The following is a 23,617-nucleotide window of genomic DNA, read 5'->3' on the forward strand; positions in this document are numbered from 1 at the left end:
GCCTCGCGGACGCCACAGTGAACCAATGCTTGGCATAAGGTCGGCACATCAGAATTTTGATCCATAGACGGCTCCAGCCGGCAACGTTGCAGTAATTCGGCTCGGATTGCGCCTTGCTATGGCCAGTGGACGCGACCCTTGTTTGGAGAATCCTGATAAAGCGCCACAGGCTTTGGCGTTGTTCCCGCGCCTCGCGCCGTAGGCTGGCCCGTCATGCAGGAAGCAAGCCCACCTGCACCGGCAATCGCCGCGCCGGTCATCGACACCTTCAGAAATTTCCGGCGAGACAGCGTTTGGCTTGGCGCACCGTGTGCCGACCCGCCGTTTGCCTCACCACGATCGTCTTTCATGATCTTTCCTCCCTTAGCAACCCAAAGAAGCGCCGGTGCCGTCAAGTGCCGGGTCAGATCGATTTGAGGTACTCGATCAGATCACGCTTTTCCTGATCGGTCAGATCAAGGCCCAGATGGTCGTCATAGTGTTCGACAACATCGTTGAGCGTGGCGAACCGGCCGTCGTGGTAAAATCCGCCCTTGTGGATCTTTTCCACGTCCCACAAGGCCCGCAAGGACGCCGTCCTGTAGCGCTCGTCCGGAGATCGCATCGCCTGGAAATCGTCGATACCGATCTCATCGGCGGTATGCAGGTTCCAGCCGGGTTCGGTGAAGAGCGGCGGGACGTGGCAAGTGCCGCATTTGGCCTTGTCGTTGAAGAGAGCCTCTCCCTTCTCCGCGGCGGCGCTGTTGAAGGCGCCCTCCGGCGGTTTCGGGGTTGGCAGCGAGAGCTGATAGAAGTGAAGCGCCGGCAGCTTGGCGGTGATCCGATCTTCCTTGTCCTGCTTGTGGCCCTGCTTCGTTCGTGCTGCGACCGGATACTTCTCGGCGTCATCAAGGCGTGGATCGTAAAACACACCCTTGCCGTGCATCTCGAGATTGCCGACATAAGCGTTCCAGTAGCTAACCGTGCCCCAAGCTCCGGTCCAGGTGTGGTTGTTTACACCGGCCAATCCGAACGCCGCCGATTGAGCGTGGCGGCCGTCTTGCCGTCCGGCCGGAATGCTTTGCCGTCGAGGTTCAGTTCGGCATCGAACTTCCCGGGACCCCACGCCTCAACCGCCTTCTTCACCTCCGCTTCGGATATCTGCAGCATCTCGGTGAACGCCGTGAGATCAGGTGCGAGGGCAACGATCGCCCCTATGTTGAGGTCGCGGTTGGGCCAGCCATCGAGCCTGTGCCCGATGCCAGGGGCGTAGGTATCGTCGACCGTCGAATGGCACACGGCGCACTGGATGCCGACCGAGGTCAGCGTCTTTCCATCCTCGGCAAAAAAGCCGGTCACACCGACAACGGCGTTGGCCCTGAGTAGGACGAGCGTGCTGGCCGGGTCCGCGAGATCGACCTCGCCTTTGTTGAGCGCCTCGGCCACGTCCTTGGGAATGGCATTCACATCGACCTTGAGCCCGAGTTCGAGGGCTTTCTGCGGGCTCAGGCCGGGCCCTGTGCCGCCCAGCTTCTCGCCGGCAATCGCTTCATGCAGCTTAAGCTTGCCGCCCCAAAAATCCTCGCTGCCGAACGTGTCGAAGCGGAATGTCTCGCGGCCTTCTCCAGATATCGCTTGGCCTGCTCGGCGGCCGCGTCGTCAAAATCCTTCCCGCTTATCGGTCCTTTTGCGCTCATTTGAGCGACGGCGGGGATCAGCGTTGATGATAGGAAAACAGCGAAAAATACACCGTGGAGACGCTTTTGCATGTCACGATCCTCCCGAAGAAGATTGCCACTCGGGGAACATCTCGGGTTCGCGGGTTCTGGTTCCGCGAAACGGAATGCAGCCGAACGATAATAAACGCTGCACGGGACCAAAAAATTCCGTCACCCCCTGCCGCCTCGTGAGCGATGCCGACAACATGGTGCGGGGACTATCGGGCCGCCTATCTGCCCGTGCGCGAAATCGATGAAGAGAGCGAAACAGACGGGAGCGCGTAGGGCTTCAGTCTACCGCTCTCGCGTAATTAGCGGGTTCGCCAAGCTCGATACTATTCACCGCGGCGAACCCCATCCGGCCGGCCGGCGCCAATACAGGCTATCTATCCCAACTCCCCTAAGCGGCGCCGGCCTTCCCCTTGGTGTTGCCCAATCAGCAATCGTCGGTGGTTTTCTTCATTTGGCCGGGGGCGGCGGTCTTGGCGTCCGTGTCCTGCTGACCAGGGGCGGCCTCCTGCGCGCTGCCGGTCTGCTGGCCAGGTGCGCAATCCTTGGCCGGGTTCGTGCCGCTGGTGGTGGTTGTGTCAGTTCCCTGATCAGTGCTGGGCGTGGTCGTGGTCGTTGTCGTTGTCGTAGAAGTTCCGCCCGAAGTTCCGCTCGTCGTCTGGGCAAAGGAAAGCCCGGCGGAAAGCGCCAACGCGGCCGCTGCCAGAAGTATCCGTTTCATATTTCTTTCTCCTCTGTTAAGCGCACGAACGCGCTCACAAACCAACCTGCGGACAAAAGGAATGTTCCAGTGATGGTGCTCATCCCCGGAATCTTTCCGTGTGCCAAAGGATCTTGCCGTCCACCTTAATCGGCTTGTGGATCATCAATCGCTTGGGAAGGTACTTGGGATGCAATTCGAGCAGGGTAATCGTGATCTGCGGCTTGCAACGAAAAGCATCGGGAGGCAGTAGCATGAACCGCGAACCGCAGCAGCTTGAGGTTATCGTAGAGTCCCGAAACCTCGGCGGCGCCGCGGTCAACGATCCGTTAATATCGGAACTAATCCCAATGAAGCGAGCCGACGGCTTCCAGACAGCTGCTTGGCGGTGAGCTAGTGATGATTGTGGGTCTCCCGATCGAGGGCGCGACGGGCTTCGGCCAAATTCTCGATCAGAACTTCTAGCAGGGTTTCGCTTTCCGGGAGGATATGTCCGCACCGGCGCTCATGCTCTACAGCTCTGTCTTGGAATGACACCGCCCTCTCATAGTGAGTGACGAGGTTGGAATAGAGCTGGTGCATCGTGCTTCTCCCTGGTCAGGCGAAAGCACGTTGCTCGCTCTCAAGCGCTCAATTGCCGGAAGGTTTGGGCGACCGGGAAACCTTACTCTCCCTAAGGGCAAAGCGCCACCGTAAGCCCGCGGTGCCGCGAGGTGCCAACCGCCGGTTGCTAGACGCGACGCAGCCGGCGCGCGTAGGATTTCCGCGCACTGGGCACACCACCCCCGCCCACCCCTCGTGCCTGGTGAACGACTAGGACTCTCGCCCGCCGTGCCGAATGGTGCGGCGGGCTTTTTTGTTCTCTTAAAGGAACACGATCTCGCTACAGCGGTTCGGTGGGGCAAGGCTGCACCGCGTCAGATCGGTGCCAACAATCAGGGAAAGGCAAACCTTCGCCCATAAAACACGACAGACAGGAGCGCACGTCAGACGCTGCTCGGGCGTTGATAAAGGTTTAGCGCCTGGCACGAGATGCAAAGACGGCTCGGCTGCGGGAGCAACGACTAAAGGCCGAAACCACACTTCCTGCTGAATCGGCAGCGAAACCGAAGAGGAACCGAAAGGACAAGAAGGCCTAGCTGCACCCCGCGGATTTCCTTATGGAACGCAACCTTGGGCCCGCGGGTTAGATATCCGCAGCATTGATACGAGACCAATGCTGTGATCGGGGGTCCTCCGATCGGCCCGCGTCCTCTCCCTCAGGACGCGGGCTTTCTTGGCGGAACACCGGGCGCGGGTGCGCGTTTCGCCGGCATGAAGCGACTTCTCAGCGAAATGGCCGCTTTGGCAGATCCAGCTTTTGGGTGGCGTTGGCGGTTGTTCTGATTCCCTACGCCATCGGCGTCGCACTGCTTGTCTGGGTGGCTGGTTGAGGGTTGGTTGTGTTGTTCCTTCCCGGCGCCGTTGGACCGGCTCTTGGTCAAAATTTTACATTAGAAACTTGGAACATAAGTGAGGCAGAGAACATTGTTGGCGCCATGGACAAGAACGATGGCGACAATCTTCCTGAGGGGTTTCGGGGCAACCTGCCCGAGGATCCAGTGATCCTCGCCGATATCAAGAAAAGAATTTCAAGAGAGATCGACGGTAAAATTGGGCCGGACGGTTTGGCGGTCACGGAGGCCGGGCGGGATCGCAATCTGGTTGAGGAATGGGAAGAAGCTGACGCCGCCCTCGACAGCCAACCGTCCGTGGTTCCGTTTTTCCTGGTTCTGTATGTGCTCTCAATGTTGGGCTTGGTAGGGTACGCCATCGCTCGTTGGTACTTTCTATGGCGTGCTTGAGTTTCCTTCTCTCATTTAACTCACAGGCGGCAGCGCCCTGGGGGAGCTGATTTCCTTCACGGTCAACCTCGCCATGGAACAAGCCACGCTGCCTCACGGTGGCGGGCTACCTACCTTGCAGGTCGCTAGTCAGAACTCTAACGCGGCCCATCTCGTCCAACTGCCCTGCATCGTATTTTTTAGATGCCATTTCACGGACGGCATCCAAGCCGAAGTCTTCGATCGCTTCGGTCGATGTCACGACGAGGACACGCTCTGTTCCATCAAAGGCTTCAAGCAACAACTCGAACCGCTCAGTGATTCCCTCTTCGCCAGTAAAAACCAGACCCATATGCCCTCTCCCTGACCAAATAGGAGGGTCTACTGTTCTACCGGAAGCGGCTGGTGCTCCGGCTCGGCATGATGAAGCACCTGGCCAAGATCGCGCTTGTCGAAGTCCTGTCCACAAACGGGGCAATGCTCGAAATGCTCCGCCTCGGGCTTGATTGGCTGGTCGTGGTCCTTGCCTCGATATCCTGTGCCTTCGTTGTTGGTCCGATATCTCATTTCCGCTCCCGCAATACCCTCGCGGCTTCTATCAGGGCTTCACGATCGTTGCCGTTGGCTTCGATGAGTTCGCGGACCTGCTCGATCGTCACGTCATTCTCGCGAGCGAAATATTCCAATTCGTAATCTTCGTCGGCGGACACGCGATTGCGATCGCGAAAGTCTCGCTTGCTCTTATCGTCGGCCATGTCATTCTCCTGATGAGCTTCGGATCGGTGGCAACGTCGAAAACGGGATTTTGTTGCTGCAGCCCTGGGAATCACGTTCCGTTCACTCTGGCTAATGTAAGCCTGCCGCCTAGAATCGAACGGGTGCGTAAAATTGTAAGTACCGGCGTCGGCCGGCTTGAATTCATTCCGCCGATGATGCCTACCTTGGTCGCCAAGCCGCCCCAAGGCGATGACTGGATGCATGAAGCCAAATTCGACGGCTACCGCTCCCAGATCATCATCGACGCCCGGCGGTGCGCGTATCTTCACCCGCCGCGGTCTCGACTGGACCTCCAAATACCGCGATCTGGTCGAGGCAGCCAAAGGTCTCAACGTACAGAACGCCATCATCGACGGCGAAGTCGTCGTCTTGAATGAGGCTGGCCTTTCGGATTTTGCCGCGCTGCGCAAGGCAATCACCAGGCGCCAGCACGACCTCTATTTCGTCGCGTTCGATCTGCTGCATCTCAACGGCCACGACTTGCGCGACATGGCACTGGAGGATCGGCGGGAAATCCTGGCCGGCCTTATAGGGTCTGATAGTCGAATCCGGTTCAGCAAGACGATGCCAGGCGAGGCTAATGCGATCTATCATCTGATCGACGCTACCGGCCTGGAGGGGATGGTATCGAAGCGTCGAGACAGCAAATATCGCAGCGGTCCGACCACCAATTGGCTGAAAACCAAGTCCTTCACCGAAAGCGAGTTCGAGCCTCTCGGAGTTGAACGCGAGAGGGGCAGCCGGCGTTTGCTCTGATGGCTGAGCCAGGCACCAGGAACTATGTCGGCAGTGCGTTTGTGAGCGTCAACCGCGAGATGCGGGAGCGGTTATGGAAGCGCGTGCAGGAACATGCCGGGCCACCGCCCAAGGATATGCCAAAGCGGCCGGCAACGCAGTGGGTCAAGCCGGGCATCAAGGCCCGCGTCAAGCACCTACGCGGCGAGGAAGACTTGCGCCACGCCCTCGCTGCAGGATTTTTGGGATGAAAGCTAGCGGTTGAAAAGCCGTCGGGCGAGCTTGCCGGCGCTAATCTCAGGATTATATTCCTCCCGTTGCGGCGAGCCCTTCAACGGAGAATCGCCATGCCTCAAAAGACCTCGCCGACACTCTGGCCGCCCGCGAAAGCATCTATGTCAATTGCGGACACCCGATGTGCTAAGCTCGACATCCAGGCGCTGATTGACAGGCTTGGCCGCGCCCACGGCTCGATGCATGACGACCTGGTCGGGCTCTTTGTCTGCTCAAATTGCAAGGCTGCCGGCCGTGACCGCCGGCAGGTGTTCTTCACATGCATTCCTGACTACGAAGGCCAGCAGCGGGCACGCAATCGCGATTGGAAGCCAACTTTCGAACGAAGGGGCTGAGGGTGGCCGGCACCTTAGTCAAGTGATGGCTAATATAATGGACCGCTTCATCCAATCGATGGACGAAGCCTATCAAGGGCCGGTGCTATTTTGATGCATGTCGCGAGCTTACTTATCCCCGAGCCACCTTGCTTTCGCTATCCTCGCGATCAGCGTCAGCTATGCCGAAGCCGCGGACCGTAAGGTCGAAACCGCGACGCTCGGTACGTACGCCAATTCGAAGAATCTGCCGGTTTGCACCGCGTCAAGCTCACTCTTCGACGTCCTCGGTGATAAGTGTTTTCTCGTCAAAGGTTCGATGATCTACGGCGACATCGCCGAACTATCCCAGATAGTCACTTTTAGTCGGTAGCCGGCGAAGGTCATGGTTATGCTGCCAGATGGTCCGCGGCACGCCGTCAGGTGCGCACGGGGCGGGCAGTTTGCTCCAGTCCGGAATTCCGATTTGGAGGCCGCCATTGCACAGCTGCCCTGCGACATGCGAGTTTGTCAACCAAATGGCTCATCATGGAGTCTCGTCATGTCCATTCGCCGGATTGCGTTGACCTCGGCAGCGGTCATGCTTGCCTTCACCAACCTCGCCCAGGCCAGGCCGGACACCCGCGCCATGACCTGCCAACAGACGCAGGCGCTAATCCAGAGCCAAGGCTCGGCGGTGCTGACCACCGGACCGAACACCTATGCCCTCTACGTCCGCCGGTACAGCAATGCGTGCGACTGGTCGTTAATCCCAGCGGTAGGGTTTGTGCCGACGCGCGATGGCCAGTGCTTGGTTCATCGATGCGCAGAGCCGCTCTACACTCCTCCCGGCTGACGGTGACGACCATAGCTATTCTGCCGCGCTCTTCGGTAGGAAGCGTAGGAAGCCTTGCCTATGCGAGGTCTGACCTGCACGATTTAGGTGACTTAGTGATTTAGGCGACTTGGGGGAACGTGGGTGGCTAAGATTTGGATGGTGATATTTCTATGCGCCATCGGCGGATGCCAATCCGACGGCAAGTCCAAAACAGTTGCGTGGCTACAGCAGCAGGGCATGGACGAAGGCTCCGCTACATTACTCGCGAGTAACAAGCCGGCGCTTCGCCAATACCTCATGAATAGATCAATGGCTCCTCAGGACGACGCCTATTGCCGATTGCTTGGCGCGCGAGTCGGAACGGATGCCTATGTGCAATGTCGCACGAGCATATCCGCCAATCGGCCGGTAAACGAGCCGCCGCCGCGTCCCAAGCCGGTCACGTGCACGTCGAATGTAGTGCCAGGTGCGGTAAGAACTACATGTCTGTGAGTCCGCGCTTCGATGGAGAGCAGTTGAATGTCCCGACACTACCTTTTTCCCAATGAAGGGGAGCCTCTGCGCATGTCGCTCCGGCTAGTCGAAGGCCTAATATCGGCAAGGATACTCTGCCCCAATATGCCGGCACCAGGCAGCGGGTTCTATCTGCAACTTTAGAATTCGACGAGGCTAAAAAGCCAACACGCATTCTGAGAACCGAACCTTCAGTTTGGGTGTTCGACCAAGATGGTGGCATCCGGCAAGGCTTGCATGAAGCGTTAGCTCTCGCGATGAATATCTTACCAACTCCCGCGCGGGACGGTACGGTTGTTGAACTGCGGCCCCGCACAAAAAAGCAGAAATTGGAGAAAGAGTTTCGCTGGGAGCCGGGCAAGGCATGAGCGCCGGCGTCAAGACAAAGGCGCTGGCTGCATTCGTGCAGCAGTGCCTTGATCCGCTGCCCGATGCCGTCCTCATCGACACCACAATCAGCTCATGCGTCAGGCGCGCCGCCTACCTTGGCGCAAGGCTGATGCTGTCACCAGCCTGGCAAGAGCGGAAACGGCTTACTGGCAAGAGAAAAGCATTCACGCGATGTACGTCCTAGAGGACGAGGATCGATCTAGCGCCTATTCTGACAAACGGATGATCAGCGTCGACAGGAGCCGGCAGGCTGTGGCCGATCAAATCCGAGTTCCAGCGCCCGATCTCCTGGCCGTCCAATGAAAACGAGAAGCCGCAAAGGACCGATACCTGCCGATCAGTGCGGATGAAGTCGCCAAGCTCATCGCGGCGGACGAGGCGTTTCTTGCAGCGCATCCGATTACGAAGCAACCCCGTAGAAAACGCGGGTTGGGCGACCATCACTGAACCCCGGCAAAAACTGCCTAAGCCCGCCGCTGCCTCACGGTGGCGGGCTTTTCATTTAGCGGGATAGCGGCCAAATCTTAGGCTTTTGAACCTTTTGAGTGTTTCCCGTAGGGCCGTTGCAAAAATTCGCCACCTGCACCGCTATCAGAACGGCCCGTTGCTATAGCGTGGTAATCGCGGCCATTACCCCCTATTCGGAATGTAATTTCGCGCATGCTCCCGAGGGGGAGTTAGTTCAAAAAGCTTTATAAGAGCCAATGGCTTAGGCCAATTTAGTTAACAGGTTTCCGGTTAATAGGTCGCTTGGCCGCAGCGCATCGAGGACCACTTCGTAGACACTCCCTGTCTTCCTCGATCTCGACTTCGCCGATACCTACAGCTGCTTACTGCCGGTCCGGGCGATAGACGAGGAAAGCGAGACGGACGGCAGCGCGTAGACTGGGACGCGACCTCTATGCAGAAGACCCGCCGCTACATTTGCGAAGCGACGGGCCTCCGCCCCATTCCCCCATACCTGACCATGCAACTGCCGTGCCAGACTTATTGACCCATCGCGGGACACCTTATGGCTTCTGCGCAGGCCTGGATGTTGCAAACAAGGATATGCCAGTCGGACCAGGCTCGGCTGTGGGAATTCCCACACCGGGGAAAACATTGGAAAAATGCGCTCCCAGTTTTGCTTTCCATGGGCAACCCATCACTCCGTTTCCCTGCCGTGCACGCCGCAGCCTGAATTTCATTCGAGCAGTCGGCCAGACTTTGCCTCGCCCCAAATGTCGAAGCTGGCCAGCGTCGTCTGACCGCCTCATGGAAACTGTCAGGGTGTCTAAAATAGATGGTGAGTAGATGGCTGCTGGACAGAAATCCGCAGTCGCGAGCCGCCCCGCAAGGTCTGGTCGACCAGGGGCTCGCTGTCCGTCGCTTTGGCCAAGGTTTTGGTGATGTCACATCGCCCGCGAAAGGATCTGGACTTTCCGCAAGTCTGCCCGAAAGTCAGGGCCTGGAGCAAAAATATTATTTCGGGGCTGAAAATGCGTCTGGGGGTGCCCCTGCGGTGCCCCGGATGATTTTCGCGGATGCGGGCAAAACCGGCCATCAACTAAGCAATTGATTTTGCGAAGAGAAAACTGGTGCCGCTTAGGTGACTCGAACACCTGACCCCATCATTACGAATGATGTGCTCTACCAACTGAGCTAAAGCGGCCCGGGAAGCCAAGGCCTCCAAGATGCGCTGGGTGATAGACGCAACCCGCCACAAATTCAAGATGGGACTTGGCAATTCGTGCCGGCTCATCCCGGGCCTATAAGCGACCGCCGCACCGATCGGCCATGCGGTTGTGCGAAGCTTCAACGCCAGGTTGTGCGACGTCGCGTTGGCGCTGCATCGGGAAACCGGCGAAAAATGTTGATTCCTTTACCGAAAACCGCCGAAATCGGCTTTGGATGCATCGCCAAGGCAGAATGCGGCCGCTGGCCCGTTGATTGATCGGTCGCCTGCGGCTAACGATCATGACAATGTGACCATTACGTGCAGGGGGTCCCCGTTGGACGCGATCGAAAAAGCGATCCGGAATGCCTTCGAGAAAGGCAATGCCGAAGACCGCGCGTTTCGCGAGCGGGTCTACCGATCGGCCTTCGCCGCACTTGATCGTGCCCTGCAGGCCAACCCGAACGTGACGGTGGAAGTCGCCATCAAGCGCCGCAAGGCGGTGCAGGCCAAGATAACCGAAATCGAATCCGAATTCCTGCCGGCGGTTCCCGCTGTCGGCCGGCCGACCGATGACGACTCTGCAGCACCGGATGTGGAGCAGCCGGCTGGCAGCGACGCCGATGCCGATGCCGAACCCCATGCCGATGCCGAACCGGATGCCGGCGCCGACGCTGAACCGGCGCCGCCGCCCGAGGTCGTTGTCGACGGTCCGGCGGAGCCTCCTGCATCGGTCGCGCCTCTTGCTTCCGACGCCCCCCCAGCTTCCTATGCGCCTCGCTCGCGCGTCTTGCCGGTCGTTCCCGACATCATGCCCGAAGCGGCTTTTCCCGATGCGCCGGAGATCGACTTGTCGTCCCCCCGATCGGCCGGAGACGGCGACGCAGAGGTGATGCCCGACCGCGACGACAGGCGGGTGAGAGGCCCCCGCCTGCCTCTCACCGCGATCTTCCTCGGCGTGACGCTGCTCGCAGCCGCCGGCATCGGCCTCTATTTCGCTGCCCAGACCGGCGTCTTCAAGTCGGCGGCCGAACTCGACACCGCCCCGCCGCAAACGCCACCGACGGTGGAAGACGATGATTTCACGCCGCCAGGCGACACCGCCCCGCCGCTGAACTCCGGCGAGGCGGAGCGCGACTGGATCAATGTGTTTTCACCCAGCGACCCGACGCTTGTCAGCGCGCCTTCGGACGCCAAGGCCGAAGTCATGCAGGACGACAGCGGTTCTTTCCTGCGCATCCGGTCGGGCGCCTCCGGTTCGGCGATCAGCTTCGACGTCGAGCAAGGGGTCTTGGACAAACTCGCCGGCAAGCACGCCACGTTCGACATCATCGCCCGCTCCGAGGAGGGCCAGGAGACGCAGATCTCCGTCGACTGCAATTTCGGCGAACTCGGCGACTGCGGCCGCAAGCGCTACGCGGTCGGCCACGAGCGCAACGAATACCTCTTCGATGTGCGGTTTCCCGACAAGCGTCCGGGCGCTGCCGGCACCATCGCCATCAATTCCGACTTCGACAAGCAGGGCAAGTCGGTCGACATCTACGAGATCCGCGTCGCGATTGTTCCTTGAGCCTCAACGCATCGGCCCGAAAATCGGAATCGATTTTCGGAAAGCACGATGCGTAGATTATAACTGTTAGAGCGTACTTTGTGCGTCCAATTGGACGCACGTCGCTCTAACTATCGAGCAGCGCCTGCAGCGTCTCGATGCGGTCGGCTTCGGCCGCCGGCTTGTCCCAGCGCAGCCGTGAAATGCGCGGAAAGCGCATGGCGACACCGGATTTGTGCCGTGTCGAGCGGTTAAGCCCTTCGAACGCCACCTCCAGCACCAGGCCTTGTCTGCGGTCGGCCCGCACCGAGCGGACCGGGCCGAAGCGCTCGATCGTGTTGTCGCGGACATATTTGTCGATCTGCCTCAGTTCCGCGTCGGTGAAACCGAAATAGGCTTTCCCCACCGGCACCAGTTCCTCCGATCCTTCCGGGCCGGACCACACGCCAAACGTGTAGTCGGAATAGAAACTCGAACGCTTGCCGTGGCCGCGCTGGGCATACATCAGCACGGCGTCGATTGTGTGCGGATCGCGCTTCCATTTGAACCATGGACCTTTCGGCCGGCCGGTGAGATAGGGCGAATCCCAGCGCTTCAGCATCACGCCTTCGATCACCGGATGCAGCGGCTTGCGGCGCAATTCCTCCAGCGCCTGCCAGTCGGAGAATTCGACAAGCGGCGAAAGATCGAAGCGGCTCGGATCGAGCGTCTGCACGAAGCCTTCGAGGCGGCCGCGCCGCTCGCGGAAAGGGTGCATGCGCAAGTCCTCGTCGCCGATCTGAAGCACGTCGTAGCAGCGCATGAAGGCCGGGTATTGCTGCTGGATCTTCGGTCTCACGCTCTTGCGGTTCAGCCGCTGCTGCAGGTCCGAGAACGTGCCGGTCGCCTGCCGGGGATCGCCGACCAGAAGCTCGCCGTCGAGGGTGGCGGAGAAATCCATCGCCTCTGCGAGGTCAGGAAAAGCCCGGGAGACATCGTCGCCGGTGCGCGAGTAGAGCCGGCGAACACCGCCTTCCGATACCGCCTGGACGCGGATGCCGTCCCATTTCCACTCGGCGGCATAGTCGGCCGGATCGAGCTTTTCGAGGTCGCCGTCGTGGATCGGGTTGGACAGCATCACCGGCCGGAACAGCGCCAGCGCTGTCTTTTTGGGTTTTTCCGCCTTGCCCTCCAGCCAGGCGAACAGCTCGGCATAGGGCGGCGTCAGCCCATGCCAGAGTTCTTCAATCTCGGCGATGTCGACCTTGCCGAGATCGGCCAGCGCCTGCTTGGCCAATCGCGCCGAAACGCCGATGCGCAGGCCGCCGGTGACCAGCTTGATGATGGCGAAGCGCGCCGAGATGCTGGCGCTGTCGAGCAGCCGGGCCAGCACCTTCGGCCCGTCGGAACGGCTCGCCGCCTGCAATTTCGCGACGACCTCGGCGAGCGTCGGCTCATGGTTGGCGATATCTGCCGGCGATTGCGGCCAGACCAGCGACACCGTCTCCGCTAGGTCGCCGACATAGTCGTAGGAATAGCCGAACAGCACCGGGTCCATGCGCTCCATGACCAGCGCGCGCAGCATCGCCGGCTTGACCGCCGCGATGGTCAGGTCGCCCGTGATGGCAGCCAGCGCCAGACCGCGATCCGGATCCTCGACGCTGCGGAAATAATCGCTCAACAGCTTCAGCTTGCCGTTGCGCGACGGCGTCAGCACGAGGCGGTCGAGGAGTTCGGCGAAGCGGTTCATAATGCGGGCCGCGCCAATGGGCCAGCCTTGCGTTCTGTCGCGCCGCCGTGAAGCGCTACATCGGCCGTGACCACCATCAATCGCCCTCATCCTCATAGCCGACGAGATGCAGCGGCCTGGCAGCGATGCCTTCGAGTTCGCACCAGCGCACCAGGGCCTCCTCGCGGCCATGCGTCACCCAGATTTCCTCCGCGCCGGTTTCCCTTATCGTGGCGGTCAGTTCGTCCCAGTCGGCATGGTCGGAAACGATCAGCGGCAGCTCGACGCCGCCCTGCTTGGCGCGCTGGCGGATGCGCATCCAGCCGGAGGCAAAGCACGAGATCGGATCGGGAAAGCGCCGCGCCCAGCGGTCGGCGAACGCCGATGGCGGGCCGACGACGATGGCGCCGGTGAAATCCTCCTTGCCGCTGCTTTCGACGGTCGCCGGCTCCAGCGCCCCGAGCTCGATGTCCTGGCTCTGATAGTAGTCGCTTAGCTTGGCCAGCGCGCCGTGGATATAGATCGGCCTGTCGTAGCCGGCGTCGCGCAGCAAGCGCATGACGCGCTGCGCCTTGCCGAGCGCATAGGCGCCGACCAGATGCGCGCGTTCGGGAAACTGCGCCGTCGATTTCAGCAGGCGGGCGATCTCTTCGGTATCGGGCGGATGACGGAACACCGGCAGGCCGAAAGTCGCCTCGGTGATGAACACGTCGCACTTGACCGGTTCGAACGGCTCGCAAGTCGCGTCCCTCTGGCGCTTGTAGTCGCCCGAAGCGACGATGCATGAGCCCTGATGCACGACCTCGATCTGCGCCGAGCCCAGCACATGGCCGGCCGGATGGAAGGTTACGGTGACGCCGTTCAGCGCAATCGCCTCGCCAAGTGCTGCCGCTTGCGTCGTCCCGGCAAAACCCTCGCCGTAGCGCAGCCGCATGATGTCCAGCGTCTGTTGTGTAGCCAGCACCGAGCGGTGGCCGGAACGGGCATGGTCGGAATGGCCGTGTGTGATCAGCGCCCGGCTGACCGGCCGCACCGGATCGATGAAGAAATCGCCGGGCGGGCAATAAAGGCCCTCGGGCCGAGGGTGAAGCAGGTCGCTGGCGCGCATGGCTCCAAGATAGTTGCTAATTCCGGCGCGGGAAGCCTGTTGCAAGTGACTGCTGACTCGGCATACAGGCAACTGTCGGCGGGATCTCCATCACGAAATCGCATCAGGCCTTGTCCGGCGACCCTTTTCGTTCACCTGCGCCACACGTGGCGGCGGCTGCGAAAAAGTCCGATTCGCATGCCCGAAAGGGCAGGACACCGACAAGGAGGACGTTGCATGCGCTGGAACTTGGTGGTCTTGGCATCTTGCCTGGCAATAGCCGGTTGCGTCGGCACCTCGATCGCCGAGCGACAGGACGCGAATGTCCAGTCCTCGCTGCAATATGACAGCGTGCCTTGCGATCAATTGGTGGCGCAACGAAACCGGCTGGCGCAGCAATATCGCCTTCCGCAGGATGCCAAGCCGTCCTTCTCCGATCCCGGGGTGGGCCTCGGCCCGTTCACGCCGGATGCCCGTTCCAAGGCCCAGCGCGACGTCGAACAGGCAAGTGGCCGGATCGACGCCATGAACCGGTCGATCGCCCGCCGCGAATGTGGCAAGCCGGGTTAATACCCCGCGTTGCGATCGACGACGTTCTCGAGCTTCTCGCCGCGCTCGAAGGCGGCCATCTGGCGCAGCATGATCGGCACCAGATGCACGGGATCGGAGGTCGCCGCCGCATGCGGCGTCACTAAGACCTTTGGGTGGCTCCATAGCCGGCTGGTCTTCGGCAGCGGCTCGACCTCGAACACGTCGAGGCTTGCTTCCTTGAGTGTGCCGTCCTCCAGCGCACGCAGAATGTCGGCGTCCTTCTGCAACTTGCCGCGCCCGGCATTGATCAGCACCGAGCCGCCTAGGCCGTTGCGTTTCCTCAACTCCTTCAGCACGCCATAGTTGATGATGCCATGCGTCTGCGCAGTGAGTGGCAAAAGCACCACCAGAATGTCGGTGGCGTTGAGGAAGGGGATCAATCCGGCCTCACCCGCATAGGTTGCAACGCCGTCCATCGGCCGCTCGCTGCGCGACCAGCCATTGACCGCAAAGCCGAGCGACAAAAGCACCGACGCTGCCGCGCGGCCAAGCGTGCCGAGCCCCATGATGCCGACGGAGATGTCGCCGGCCGGCCGCTGCGGCGGCTCGTGCCAGATCTTCTTTTGCTGCTGCGACCGGTAGAGCATGCCCTGGCGATGGTGATCGAGCACCCGCCAGACGACATATTCAGTCATGTAGTGGGTCAAATTGTCGGCCACGACCTTGACGATCGGCACGTCGGGCAAGGTGGGATCGGCGAAGATGTGGTCGACGCCGGCGCCGATCGAAAAGACAACGCGCAGATTGGGCAGGGACGACAGAAGGTTCGGCCGCTGCTTCCAAACCACCGCATAGGTGATTGAAGGATCGCTGGCGCCTTCCGGCTCGAGCGCCACCTCGCGTTCGGTCGATAAGAGTTCGCGCCAACGGCCTGGATGGATACCGGTGAGGGCAAGCAGGACGCGGCCTTTTTCCATGGCGGGTTCGTTTTCCTTTATGCGGGTACAGGCTACTCGCTGACGATGCCGACCGGCGCCGTTTCGATCCTGAATGCGGCCGAGATCAGCGCCTTGGTATAGTCGGTCTGCGGCCGTTCGAAAATCTGTTCGGACGGGCCGGCTTCGACGATCCTGCCATTGCGCATGACGATGACGTCGTTGGCAAGCGCACGGATGACCTTCAGATCGTGGCTGATGAACAGATAGGCGAGGTCGTGCTTCGCCTGCAGGCTGCGCAGGAGGTCGACCACCTGCGCCTGGACGCTCATGTCGAGCGCCGAGGTCGGCTCGTCCAGCATGACGAAGCGCGGGTTGAGCACCATGGCGCGGGCGATGGCGATACGCTGGCGTTGGCCGCCGGAAAACTCGTGCGGATAGCGATTGCGCGTGGCGGGATCGAGCCCGACTTCCCCGAGCACATCGACAATGCGCTTGTCGCGCTCATCGGGCGACAGCTTCGGTTCGTGGATCTTCAGCCCTTCCTCGATGATCTCGGAGACCGACATGCGCGGGCTCAACGACCCGAACGGATCCTGGAAGACGATCTGCAACTCGCGCCGCAGCGGCCGCATGGCGTTGAATGACAGTTCGTTGATATCGCGCCCGTTGAACTGAATGGTCCCGGTCGACGAGATCATCCTGGCCAGCGCCAGGCCGAGCGTCGTCTTGCCAGAGCCGGATTCGCCGACGACGCCGAGCGTCTGGCCGGCGCGCACGGTGACGTCGATGCCGTCGACCGCCTTCACATTGTCGACGATGCGCCGGAAGAAGCCTTTCTTGATAGGAAACCAGACCTTGACGTCCCGGCCCGTCATCACAGGTTTGGCGGCAGCGTTGGGGGCGGGCGGCTTGCCCTTCGGTTCGGCGGCAAGCAGATGCCGCGTATAGCTGTGCTGCGGCTTGGCGAAGATTTCCTTCGTCGGCCCGGTCTCGACGATCTTGCCCTTGGTCATCACGCAGACCCGGTCGGCGATCTTTCTGACGATGCCGAGATCATGGGTGATGAACAGCATCGACATGCCTTTGCGGCTCTTCAACTCCGCCAGCAGCTCGAGGATCTGCGCCTGCACGGTGACGTCGAGCGCTGTCGTCGGCTCGTCGGCGATCAGCAGTTCCGGCTCGTTGGCCAGCGCCATGGCGATCATGACGCGCTGGCGCTGGCCGCCGGAAAGCTGGTGCGGATAAGCGTCGAGCCGCTTCTCCGGCTCGCGGATGCCGACCTCGTTGAGCAGCTCCAGCGTGCGCGCCTTGGCCTGGCGGTCGCCTAGCCCCTGGTGCAGCGTCAGCACCTCGACGATCTGCTGCTCGATCGTGTGCAGCGGGTTGAGCGAGGTCATCGGCTCCTGGAAGATCATGGTGATCTTGTTGCCGCGCACGCGGCGCAATGCCTTCTCGTCGGCAGCGAGCAGGTCGGCGCCCTGGAACAGGATCTTTCCCGACGGATGGCTGGCGGCGGGATAGGGCAGCAGCTTCAGCACCGACAGCGCCGAGACCGACTTGCCGGAGCCGGATTCGCCGACCAGCGCCACCGTCTCGCCCTTGGCGATGTCGAAGGAGATGTGGTCGAGGGCCATCGACTGGCGGCCTTCCTGCGCGAAGGCGACACTGAGGTCGCGCACCGAAAGGAGAGGGGCTTCGCTCATCTGAACGTCTTGCGCGGATCGAAGGCGTCGCGGGTCGCTTCGCCGACGAAGACCAGCAGCGACAGCATCAGCGAGATGACGACGAAGCCGGAAATGCCCAGCCATGGCGCGTTGAGGTTGCGCTGCGCCTGCTTGAGGAGCTCGCCCAGCGAGGCCGAGCCGGGCGGCAGGCCGAAGCCAAGATAGTCGAGCGAGGTCAGCGTCGAGATCGAGCCGCTGAGCAGGAAGGGCAGGAAGGTCAGCGTCGCCACCATGGCGTTGGGCAACAGATGCCGAAACATGATAGTACCGTTGGGTACGCCCAGCGCGCGCGCGGCGTTGACATATTCGAAGTTGCGGGCGCGCAGGAACTCGGCCCGCACCACGCCGACCAGCGCCACCCAGGAGAACAGCAGCATCAGCCCGAGCAGGATGAAGAAGCCGGGCGGCAGGATGGCGGCGACGATGAGGAGCAGATAAAGCACCGGGATCGCCGACCAGATTTCTATGAAGCGCTGGAACAGAAGGTCGGTCCAGCCGCCGAAATAACCCTGCAATGCGCCGGCCGTCACGCCGATCACCGCCGAGCCGGCGGTGAGGATAAGGCCGAACAGCACCGAGACCCTGAATCCGTAGACGACGCGCGCCAGCACGTCGCGGGCCTGGTCGTCGGTGCCCAGCCAGTTCCAGTTGCCGATGACGCAATTGGGGTCGGCGGCACCTTGCGGATACTGGTTGCAACGTGTCTGGACGTCATAGAGCCAGGACGGCTTGGTCGGCGCCGCCTCCGGGATGGCGTTGTTGACGGTCCGGTACGAGTAGCGGACCGGTGGCCAGATCATCCAGCCATGGGCATTGATCTCGTCCTGGATGACCGGGTCGCGGTAGTCGGTGACCGCATAAAAGCCGCCGAACTTCTCCTCGGGATAAGCGACCACGACCGGAAACAGGATTTCGCCCTTGTAGGAGACGAGGACCGGCTTGTCGTTGGCGATCCATTCGGAAAACAGCGACAGCACGAAAAGCACGAGGAAGATCCACAACGACCAGTAGCCGCGCCGGTTGGCCCTGAAATTCTGCAGCCGCCGCTGGTTGAGCGGCGACAGCCAGGGCCGTGCGATCCGGCCCGGCGCTGTTTCGGCTGCGGCCCCGGCCATCAGACGTCTCTCCGCTCGAAGTCGATGCGCGGGTCGACCCAGGTATAGATCAGGTCGGACAGCAGCCCGACGATCAGACCAAGCAGCGAGAAGATGTAGAGATTGGCGAACACCACCGGATAGTCGCGCTCGACCACCGACCTGAAACCGAGCAGGCCGAGGCCGTCGAGCGAAAAGATGTTCTCGATCAGCAGCGAGCCGGTGAAGAAGGCCGAGATGAAGGCGCCGGGAAAGCCGGCGACGACGATCAGCATGGCGTTGCGGAAGATGTGACCGTAGAGAACCCGCCGTTCCGACAGACCCTTGGCGCGCGCGGTCACCACATATTGCTTGCGGATTTCCTCGAGGAACGAATTCTTGGTCAACAGCGTCGTGGTGGCGAAGGCCGACAGCACCAGCGCCGTCAGCGGCAAGGTCATGTGCCAGAGATAGTCGACGATCCGCGCCGGCCAGGACAACTGGTCCCAATTGTCGGAGGTGATGCCGCGCAGCGGGAACCAGTCGTAGAACGATCCGCCGGCAAACAGCACCATCAGCAAGATGCCGAACAGGAAGCCCGGAATGGCGTAGCCGACAATGACGACGCCGCTGGTCCATACGTCGAATGCCGAGCCGTCCTTGACTGCCTTGCGGATGCCGAGCGGGATCGAGATCAGGTAGGACAGCAGCGTGATCCACAGTCCGATCGAGATCGACACCGGCATCTTCTCCAGGATCAGATCGATCACTGAAATGTCGCGGAAATAGCTGTCGCCGAAATCGAACCGGAAATAGTTCCACAGCATCATGCCGAAGCGCTCGAGCGGCGGCTTGTCGAAGCCGAACTGCTTTTCCAGCTTGGCGATGAATTCGGGGTCGAGCCCTTGTGCGCCGCGATATCTCGAACCGGCATCGCCGGCCACGTCGAAATTGCTGGCGCCGGCGTCACCGCCGCCGCCGCCAAGGCGATCGCTGCCGCCCTGGTTGGTCAGCCTGGCGATGACCTGTTCGACCGGCCCGCCCGGCGCGAACTGGATGACGGCGAAAGACACTGCCATGATGCCGAACAGGGTCGGGATCATCAGCAGGATGCGGCGCAGGATATAGGCGCCCATCAGAAATGGTCCTCCGTGAGGAGGGGCACTGTGTTTGGACGGCCTCCCAAGGCAGTCGCGTCAGACCAATTATCGACGCCAGCGCCGCCCCTCGTTGTCCTACCGGACATTTCTCCCCGTGTAGTGACGGGGAGAAAGGGGCTGGCCGCAATCTCGGCGCTTTTACTGCCACGCTTGTGATTGGCGAAACCATCGATGAAGGCGCCCCTCTCCCCGTCACTATACGGGGAGAGGATGCCGGCAGGCAGGTGAGGGGCGGCGCCGACGCCTGCAAGAAATTCACCCTTTGCCAATCTTTGCCGCCTTGTCCTTGTCGAACCACCACAGCGCCTCGACCGGAAAGCCGAAATCGGGCTTCTGCTCGGGAAAGCCGAACATGTCCCAATAGGCGACTCGGTGATTCGCGAGATAATATGTTGGAATCCAGTCTAGCCGCGCGCGCAAGACCCGATCGAGCGCTTTGAGCGCCGTGATCAGTTCGACCCGGCTCTGCGCCTTGCCGGCTGCCTCGATCAGTGCATCGATGGACTTGCTCTCCGTGCCGGGATAATTTCGCATCCCCGGCGTTTTCGCCATCCGCGAATCGTAGAGTATCTCCAGGCCGTCGGCAGTCGGCGTCGCCCCGATCGACCAAGCGAGCAGGGTGAAATCGAAATCGAAATTGCTCTGCCGCTGTTCATATTGCGTCGAATCGACCTGCCGGATCGAAGCGTCGATGCCGATCGTTTTCATGTTCTCGGCCCACGGCGACAAAAGCCGAACGATGCCGTCGTCCTCGGCCAGCATTTCCACCCGCAGTGGCTCGCCCTTTTCATTGACAACGAAATTGCCCGCCCGCTTCCAGCCGGCTTCGGCAAGCAGTCTCGAACCCGCGCGCAGCAGCTTGCGGTCGTGGCCCGAACCGTCGGAGACAGGCTGCATCACCGCTTCGCCGAAGGTTTCCGGCGGCAACTCGGCTCGGAACGGCTCCAGCAGGGCCAATTCCTCGGGCGAGGGCAGGCCCTCGGCCTTGTAATCCGACCGCTCGAAATTCGATTGCGAGCGCTCGTAGGCGCCGTAAAACAGAACCCGCTTGGTCCATTCGAAATCGAAGCAATTGGCGATCGCGCGTCTGACGCGCACATCGCGGAATTGAGCACGACGCTGGTTCAGCGCGACAGCCTGCATGGATGGCGTTTTCTCGCCGGGAAATTCGCGTTTGACGACCCGGCCGTCCTTCAGTGCCGGAAAGTCGTAACCGGTTGCCCATACCCGCGAGGTAAATTCTTCGCGAAAATGCGTGTCCCCCTTCTTCAGGGCTTCAAACGCTGCCTGGCGATTGATGTAAAAATCGATGCGGATGCGGTCGAAATTATAGACGCCGCGGTTCACGGCCAGATCCCTGCCCCAATAGTCGGCGACGCGCTCATATTCGACGGTCTGTCCGGCCGCCACGCGCCCTATTTTGTAAGGTCCGGAGCCGAGCGGCGGTGTCATCGTCGAGGCATCGAAATCATTGACCGTATAAAAGGCTTTGGACACGATCGGCATGGCGACGATCGCAAGGATATTCTGCGCGGATTGTTTGCCGTTGAAGGTGAGGTCCACGGTAACCGGATCGGCCGCAACCGCTTCCGTCATATGCCGCAACGCCTGGGAGAGGTTCGGATGGCCCTTGTCCTTGTAAAGCTTCAATGCGAAGGCGACGTCCTCCGCGGTCATTGGCGAGCCGTCATGGAAGCGTGCTTGCGGTCGTAGGCTGAAGCGGAAGCCATTGCGGTCCGGCGACAAGGTAACCGACTCGGCAAGCCGGCTATAGACCGCATCCGGCTCATCGAGTGCGCTAGCCATCAGCGAATCGAAACAGAGTTCGGTGCGCGGCGGCGATTCCCCTCTCAACACCAGCGAATTCAGCGTGTTGAACGTCAGGAAGCTCTGATTGAAAGTGGAGTTCGGCGGTGCGAAATTCATCTGGCCGCCCTTGGGCGCGTCCGGATTGACATAGTCGAAATGCGTGAAACCTGGGGAATATTTGAGGTCGCCGAAGGCCGACAGACCATGCAGCTTGACCCCCGTCGGGATGGCGGCGAAGGCGCGGCCGGGCAACAGCGCTGCCGTCGTGGCCGCGACGCCCAAGGCCAGAAAGTCGCGGCGGGCCAGCGAGACGCGGCGGGGGAGCGCCGCCATCAATTGCCACTCTTGTATTTTGCCGCCAGCGCGTTTTCCTTGTCCGCATCGATCCACCAGGAATTCTGGTCGACGCCGCTATAGGCCGGCTGCTTTTCCGGGATGCCGAACTTGTTCCAGTAGGCCATCCAGACCGCCGACCGATGGTGTTGCGGCACGACATAGTAATTCCACAGCAGCACCCGGTCGAGCGCATGGGTGGCAGCAACCAGATCGTCACGGTCGGTCGCGAAGATGACGCGGTCGACCAGCGCATCGACGACCGGATTCTTGATGCCGGCGTAGTTGCGCGATCCAGGCGTGTCTGCGGACTTGGAACTCCAGAAGTCACGCTGCTCGTTGCCAGGCGAATCCGACTGCCCCAACTGCGATATGGTGACGTCGAAATCGAAATTGTTGACGCGGTTGATGTATTGGGTCTGGTCGATCAGCCGCAGCGTGGCGTCGACGCCGATCTTGCGCAGATTGGCGATATAGGGACTGGAAAGGACCTGGTCGGTATCGTTCCAGCCGAGGATTTCGAACTTGAACGGCTCGCCTGTCTTGGCATTGACCATCTTGCCGCCCTTGATCACCCAGCCCGCCTTGGCGAAGAGATCGACCGCAGTCTTGAGATACTTGCGTTCCGCCTGCGGCGAATCGTAGACCGGCAGCTTGAATTCCTGGGTGAAGACTTCGGGCGGCAGCTTGTCGCGATATGGCTCAAGGATTTCCAGTTCCTTGCCTTGTGGCAGGCCGCTTGATGCCAGTTCGGTGCCTTGGAAGTAACTGCTGGTACGGGTGTTGGAACCGAAGAACAAGGTACGATTCATGGCCTCGAAGTCGAGCGGGTAAGTCAGCGCGGCGCGCACCAGACGATCCCCAAACAGCGGACGCCTTGTGTTGAGCATGAAGGCCTGCATCGGTTCGGGTGAGGCGGTCTTGAATTCCTGCTTGATGACGTCGCCTGCCTGGACCGCCGGGAAATTATAGGCGGTGTTCCAGCGCCTCGAACTGTTTTCCGACCTGATGTCATGCAGTCCGCCCTTGGTGAAGGCCTGCCAGGCGGCATTGTCGTCGAGAAAGTAGCTGAAACGCTGCCTGTCGAAATTTTCTCGGCCGATCTTCACCGGCAGCTTGGCACCCCAGTAGTCCGGAACCCTCTGCCAGATGATTTCAGAGCCCGGCTTGAAGCTGGCGATCTTGTACGCGGCCGACCCCAGCGGCGGCTCCTGCGTCGGCCTGGTGATGTCGCGCTTCTTGCCGGTGGCGTCGGTACCTTCCCACCAGTGCTTCGGCAGCACGACGAGATCGCCGAGAATCTTGGGCAGTTCCCGGTTGCCCTTCTGGTCGAAATGGAATTCCACCTCGCGGCCGGAAACCGCGACCGCATCGGTGACATTCTCGAAATAGCGGCTGTACATCGGGCTATTGGCCTTCAGCACCTGAAACGACCAGATTACATCGTCGGTGGTGATCGGCTTGCCGTCATGCCATTTGGCCCGCGGATCAAGTCGGTAGGTCGCCGACGAATAGTCGTCGGGATGTTTGTAGGCGTCGGCGATCAGCGGATGGCTGACGCTGCCTTCGTCAGTCGCCTGCTCCATCAGCGTGTCGTAGAGCAATCCGCCGCCGAACGGGGCGAAGCCAGCCGCGGCGGAACCCTGGACGATATAGGGATTGAAGCTGTCGAACGTGCCAAGCACCACCGAATTCAGCGAGCCGCCCTTCGGCGCGTTCGGATTGACGTAATCATAGTGCTGGAAGTTGTCGCCATATTTGGAGTCGCCGATCAGTGACGAGGTGGTGCGCCATTCATCCGCCAAGGCTGCCTGCGGGCCGCCGGCAAAAGCCGCCACAACCAGCATCGATCTGAGAAACGTTCGGCCAACCGTCATGCCTTCTCCTCTGTGCGATAGCTGTTAGCGGACAATCTAGTTCATTTGTCGCTCATGAAAACCGCGACAGGCCGGCTTTGTCGCCGCACATGCGCTTTTCCAATT

General features: G+C 61.0%; 25 protein-coding genes and 1 tRNA gene. 8 read left to right on the forward strand and 18 right to left on the reverse strand.

Going from position 1 to position 23,617, the window contains the following annotated elements; genetic code table 11:
- Positions 1-116: 116 nt before the first annotated feature.
- The 5 genes from AC0L3O_RS29260 to AC0L3O_RS29280 all read right to left on the reverse strand — a co-directional run bounded on the left by AC0L3O_RS29260 (position 117) and on the right by AC0L3O_RS29280 (position 2,427).
- The gene (locus tag AC0L3O_RS29260) at positions 117-350 is read right to left on the reverse strand and encodes a twin-arginine translocation signal domain-containing protein (protein WP_353685274.1); all 234 of its coding nucleotides are present in this window, start codon (positions 348-350) and stop codon (positions 117-119) included.
- A 53-nt stretch (positions 351-403) separates the two neighbouring features.
- Positions 404-1,006: a hypothetical protein gene (locus AC0L3O_RS29265; RefSeq protein ID WP_473617371.1), complete on the reverse strand. Its 603-nt coding sequence runs from the start codon at positions 1,004-1,006 to the stop codon at positions 404-406.
- Positions 994-1,446 carry a hypothetical protein gene (locus tag AC0L3O_RS29270; protein WP_473617372.1) on the reverse strand — a complete coding sequence of 151 codons (453 nt, stop codon included), beginning with the start codon at positions 1,444-1,446 and terminating at the stop codon, positions 994-996. The genes AC0L3O_RS29265 and AC0L3O_RS29270 overlap by 13 nt, the downstream gene beginning before the upstream one ends.
- Positions 1,447-1,484: 38 nt before the next feature.
- A complete protein-coding gene (locus tag AC0L3O_RS29275; RefSeq protein ID WP_473617373.1) occupies positions 1,485-1,748 on the reverse strand; it encodes a hypothetical protein in 264 nt (87 codons plus the stop codon).
- Positions 1,749-2,133: 385 nt separating this feature from the next.
- Complete coding sequence (locus AC0L3O_RS29280; RefSeq protein ID WP_128244406.1) at positions 2,134-2,427, reverse strand: hypothetical protein; 294 nt, start codon at positions 2,425-2,427, stop codon at positions 2,134-2,136.
- 1,517 nt (positions 2,428-3,944) lie between these two features.
- On the opposite strand from AC0L3O_RS29280, the gene AC0L3O_RS29285 reads away from it, so the two are divergent.
- Positions 3,945-4,250, forward strand: coding sequence for a hypothetical protein (locus AC0L3O_RS29285; RefSeq protein ID WP_128244404.1), 306 nt, complete (start codon positions 3,945-3,947; stop codon positions 4,248-4,250).
- A 106-nt stretch (positions 4,251-4,356) separates the two neighbouring features.
- Here the strand turns inward: AC0L3O_RS29285 and AC0L3O_RS29290 are convergent, their stop codons facing one another.
- The 3 genes from AC0L3O_RS29290 to AC0L3O_RS29300 are packed head-to-tail and all read right to left on the reverse strand — an operon-like array spanning position 4,357 to position 4,984.
- Positions 4,357-4,581, reverse strand: a complete 225-nt coding sequence (locus tag AC0L3O_RS29290) for a hypothetical protein (RefSeq protein ID WP_128188045.1) — start codon at positions 4,579-4,581, stop codon at positions 4,357-4,359.
- Between the two features lie 29 nt (positions 4,582-4,610).
- Positions 4,611-4,796: a hypothetical protein gene (locus tag AC0L3O_RS29295; protein ID WP_128244403.1), complete on the reverse strand. Its 186-nt coding sequence runs from the start codon at positions 4,794-4,796 to the stop codon at positions 4,611-4,613.
- Positions 4,793-4,984, reverse strand: coding sequence for a DUF3606 domain-containing protein (locus AC0L3O_RS29300; RefSeq protein ID WP_128244402.1), 192 nt, complete (start codon positions 4,982-4,984; stop codon positions 4,793-4,795). Before AC0L3O_RS29300 ends, AC0L3O_RS29295 begins: the two co-directional genes overlap by 4 nt.
- A 223-nt stretch (positions 4,985-5,207) precedes the next feature.
- Between AC0L3O_RS29300 and AC0L3O_RS29305 the strand changes: the two genes are divergently transcribed.
- From AC0L3O_RS29305 to AC0L3O_RS29325, 5 genes are all read left to right on the forward strand, one after another.
- The gene (locus AC0L3O_RS29305; protein ID WP_473617375.1) at positions 5,208-5,762 is read left to right on the forward strand and encodes an ATP-dependent DNA ligase; all 555 of its coding nucleotides are present in this window, start codon (positions 5,208-5,210) and stop codon (positions 5,760-5,762) included.
- A complete protein-coding gene (locus tag AC0L3O_RS29310; RefSeq protein ID WP_473617376.1) occupies positions 5,762-5,992 on the forward strand; it encodes a hypothetical protein in 231 nt (76 codons plus the stop codon). The genes AC0L3O_RS29305 and AC0L3O_RS29310 overlap by 1 nt, the downstream gene beginning before the upstream one ends.
- Positions 5,993-6,136: 144 nt before the next feature.
- On the forward strand, positions 6,137-6,370 hold the full coding sequence (locus tag AC0L3O_RS29315) for a hypothetical protein (protein ID WP_473535866.1): 234 nt from the start codon (positions 6,137-6,139) through the stop codon (positions 6,368-6,370).
- 520 nt (positions 6,371-6,890) lie between these two features.
- Positions 6,891-7,184 (forward strand): hypothetical protein, encoded by a 294-nt coding sequence (locus AC0L3O_RS29320; protein ID WP_473535865.1) that lies wholly within the window; start codon positions 6,891-6,893, stop codon positions 7,182-7,184.
- Between the two features lie 859 nt (positions 7,185-8,043).
- Positions 8,044-8,253 carry a hypothetical protein gene (locus AC0L3O_RS29325; protein ID WP_473535864.1) on the forward strand — a complete coding sequence of 70 codons (210 nt, stop codon included), beginning with the start codon at positions 8,044-8,046 and terminating at the stop codon, positions 8,251-8,253.
- Here the strand turns inward: AC0L3O_RS29325 and AC0L3O_RS29330 are convergent.
- Both AC0L3O_RS29330 and AC0L3O_RS29335 read right to left on the reverse strand, forming a co-directional pair.
- Complete coding sequence (locus tag AC0L3O_RS29330) at positions 8,250-8,510, reverse strand: hypothetical protein (protein ID WP_473535863.1); 261 nt, start codon at positions 8,508-8,510, stop codon at positions 8,250-8,252. The genes AC0L3O_RS29325 and AC0L3O_RS29330 overlap by 4 nt on opposite strands.
- A gap of 1,134 nt (positions 8,511-9,644) precedes the next feature.
- Positions 9,645-9,720, reverse strand: a tRNA-Thr gene (locus AC0L3O_RS29335).
- A gap of 340 nt (positions 9,721-10,060) precedes the next feature.
- On the opposite strand from AC0L3O_RS29335, the gene AC0L3O_RS29340 reads away from it, so the two are divergent.
- A complete protein-coding gene (locus tag AC0L3O_RS29340) occupies positions 10,061-11,293 on the forward strand; it encodes a hypothetical protein (RefSeq protein ID WP_473535862.1) in 1,233 nt (410 codons plus the stop codon).
- 106 nt (positions 11,294-11,399) lie between these two features.
- Here the strand turns inward: AC0L3O_RS29340 and AC0L3O_RS29345 are convergent, their stop codons facing one another.
- Entirely contained in the window at positions 11,400-13,001 is a 1,602-nt protein-coding gene (locus AC0L3O_RS29345) for a cisplatin damage response ATP-dependent DNA ligase (RefSeq protein WP_473617377.1), read from the reverse strand.
- Between the two features lie 76 nt (positions 13,002-13,077).
- Positions 13,078-14,088 carry a ligase-associated DNA damage response exonuclease gene (locus AC0L3O_RS29350; RefSeq protein WP_473617379.1) on the reverse strand — a complete coding sequence of 337 codons (1,011 nt, stop codon included), beginning with the start codon at positions 14,086-14,088 and terminating at the stop codon, positions 13,078-13,080.
- A 216-nt stretch (positions 14,089-14,304) separates the two neighbouring features.
- Between AC0L3O_RS29350 and AC0L3O_RS29355 the strand changes: the two genes are divergently transcribed.
- Positions 14,305-14,637: a hypothetical protein gene (locus AC0L3O_RS29355; protein WP_023802068.1), complete on the forward strand. Its 333-nt coding sequence runs from the start codon at positions 14,305-14,307 to the stop codon at positions 14,635-14,637.
- On the opposite strand, the gene AC0L3O_RS29360 is transcribed toward AC0L3O_RS29355, so the two are convergent.
- From AC0L3O_RS29360 to AC0L3O_RS29385, 6 genes are all read right to left on the reverse strand, one after another.
- Positions 14,634-15,575, reverse strand: a complete 942-nt coding sequence (locus AC0L3O_RS29360) for a 2-hydroxyacid dehydrogenase (RefSeq protein ID WP_128174064.1) — start codon at positions 15,573-15,575, stop codon at positions 14,634-14,636. The genes AC0L3O_RS29355 and AC0L3O_RS29360 overlap by 4 nt on opposite strands.
- A gap of 32 nt (positions 15,576-15,607) precedes the next feature.
- A complete protein-coding gene (locus AC0L3O_RS29365; protein WP_473617380.1) occupies positions 15,608-17,239 on the reverse strand; it encodes an ABC transporter ATP-binding protein in 1,632 nt (543 codons plus the stop codon).
- Positions 17,236-18,375, reverse strand: coding sequence for an ABC transporter permease (locus AC0L3O_RS29370; protein WP_128247990.1), 1,140 nt, complete (start codon positions 18,373-18,375; stop codon positions 17,236-17,238). The genes AC0L3O_RS29365 and AC0L3O_RS29370 overlap by 4 nt, the downstream gene beginning before the upstream one ends.
- On the reverse strand, positions 18,375-19,469 hold the full coding sequence (locus tag AC0L3O_RS29375; protein ID WP_128247989.1) for a microcin C ABC transporter permease YejB: 1,095 nt from the start codon (positions 19,467-19,469) through the stop codon (positions 18,375-18,377). Before AC0L3O_RS29375 ends, AC0L3O_RS29370 begins: the two co-directional genes overlap by 1 nt.
- A gap of 279 nt (positions 19,470-19,748) precedes the next feature.
- Positions 19,749-21,635 carry an extracellular solute-binding protein gene (locus AC0L3O_RS29380; protein WP_473617382.1) on the reverse strand — a complete coding sequence of 629 codons (1,887 nt, stop codon included), beginning with the start codon at positions 21,633-21,635 and terminating at the stop codon, positions 19,749-19,751.
- Positions 21,635-23,512, reverse strand: a complete 1,878-nt coding sequence (locus AC0L3O_RS29385; RefSeq protein ID WP_473617383.1) for an extracellular solute-binding protein — start codon at positions 23,510-23,512, stop codon at positions 21,635-21,637. Before AC0L3O_RS29385 ends, AC0L3O_RS29380 begins: the two co-directional genes overlap by 1 nt.
- Between the last annotated feature and the right edge of the window lie 105 nt (positions 23,513-23,617).

Source organism: Mesorhizobium sp. WSM4810, from assembly GCF_055811235.1.

What these genes read in the sequence shown, in the direction of transcription:
- AC0L3O_RS29260 (WP_353685274.1), bottom strand. Translation starts at nt 350, where the DNA reads ATGAAAGACGATCGTGGTGAGGCAAACGGCGGGTCGGCACACGGTGCG.
- AC0L3O_RS29275 (WP_473617373.1), bottom strand. Translation starts at nt 1,748, where the DNA reads ATGCAAAAGCGTCTCCACGGTGTATTTTTCGCTGTTTTCCTATCATCA.
- AC0L3O_RS29280 (WP_128244406.1), bottom strand. Translation starts at nt 2,427, where the DNA reads ATGAAACGGATACTTCTGGCAGCGGCCGCGTTGGCGCTTTCCGCCGGG.
- AC0L3O_RS29285 (WP_128244404.1), top strand. Translation starts at nt 3,945, where the DNA reads ATGGACAAGAACGATGGCGACAATCTTCCTGAGGGGTTTCGGGGCAAC.
- AC0L3O_RS29290 (WP_128188045.1), bottom strand. Translation starts at nt 4,581, where the DNA reads ATGGGTCTGGTTTTTACTGGCGAAGAGGGAATCACTGAGCGGTTCGAG.
- AC0L3O_RS29295 (WP_128244403.1), bottom strand. Translation starts at nt 4,796, where the DNA reads ATGAGATATCGGACCAACAACGAAGGCACAGGATATCGAGGCAAGGAC.
- AC0L3O_RS29300 (WP_128244402.1), bottom strand. Translation starts at nt 4,984, where the DNA reads ATGGCCGACGATAAGAGCAAGCGAGACTTTCGCGATCGCAATCGCGTG.
- AC0L3O_RS29305 (WP_473617375.1), top strand. Translation starts at nt 5,208, where the DNA reads ATGAAGCCAAATTCGACGGCTACCGCTCCCAGATCATCATCGACGCCC.
- AC0L3O_RS29310 (WP_473617376.1), top strand. Translation starts at nt 5,762, where the DNA reads ATGGCTGAGCCAGGCACCAGGAACTATGTCGGCAGTGCGTTTGTGAGC.
- AC0L3O_RS29315 (WP_473535866.1), top strand. Translation starts at nt 6,137, where the DNA reads ATGTCAATTGCGGACACCCGATGTGCTAAGCTCGACATCCAGGCGCTG.
- AC0L3O_RS29320 (WP_473535865.1), top strand. Translation starts at nt 6,891, where the DNA reads ATGTCCATTCGCCGGATTGCGTTGACCTCGGCAGCGGTCATGCTTGCC.
- AC0L3O_RS29325 (WP_473535864.1), top strand. Translation starts at nt 8,044, where the DNA reads ATGAGCGCCGGCGTCAAGACAAAGGCGCTGGCTGCATTCGTGCAGCAG.
- AC0L3O_RS29330 (WP_473535863.1), bottom strand. Translation starts at nt 8,510, where the DNA reads ATGGTCGCCCAACCCGCGTTTTCTACGGGGTTGCTTCGTAATCGGATG.
- AC0L3O_RS29345 (WP_473617377.1), bottom strand. Translation starts at nt 13,001, where the DNA reads ATGAACCGCTTCGCCGAACTCCTCGACCGCCTCGTGCTGACGCCGTCG.
- AC0L3O_RS29350 (WP_473617379.1), bottom strand. Translation starts at nt 14,088, where the DNA reads ATGCGCGCCAGCGACCTGCTTCACCCTCGGCCCGAGGGCCTTTATTGC.
- AC0L3O_RS29355 (WP_023802068.1), top strand. Translation starts at nt 14,305, where the DNA reads ATGCGCTGGAACTTGGTGGTCTTGGCATCTTGCCTGGCAATAGCCGGT.
- AC0L3O_RS29360 (WP_128174064.1), bottom strand. Translation starts at nt 15,575, where the DNA reads ATGGAAAAAGGCCGCGTCCTGCTTGCCCTCACCGGTATCCATCCAGGC.
- AC0L3O_RS29365 (WP_473617380.1), bottom strand. Translation starts at nt 17,239, where the DNA reads ATGAGCGAAGCCCCTCTCCTTTCGGTGCGCGACCTCAGTGTCGCCTTC.
- AC0L3O_RS29370 (WP_128247990.1), bottom strand. Translation starts at nt 18,375, where the DNA reads ATGGCCGGGGCCGCAGCCGAAACAGCGCCGGGCCGGATCGCACGGCCC.
- AC0L3O_RS29375 (WP_128247989.1), bottom strand. Translation starts at nt 19,469, where the DNA reads ATGGGCGCCTATATCCTGCGCCGCATCCTGCTGATGATCCCGACCCTG.
- AC0L3O_RS29380 (WP_473617382.1), bottom strand. Translation starts at nt 21,635, where the DNA reads ATGGCGGCGCTCCCCCGCCGCGTCTCGCTGGCCCGCCGCGACTTTCTG.
- AC0L3O_RS29385 (WP_473617383.1), bottom strand. Translation starts at nt 23,512, where the DNA reads ATGACGGTTGGCCGAACGTTTCTCAGATCGATGCTGGTTGTGGCGGCT.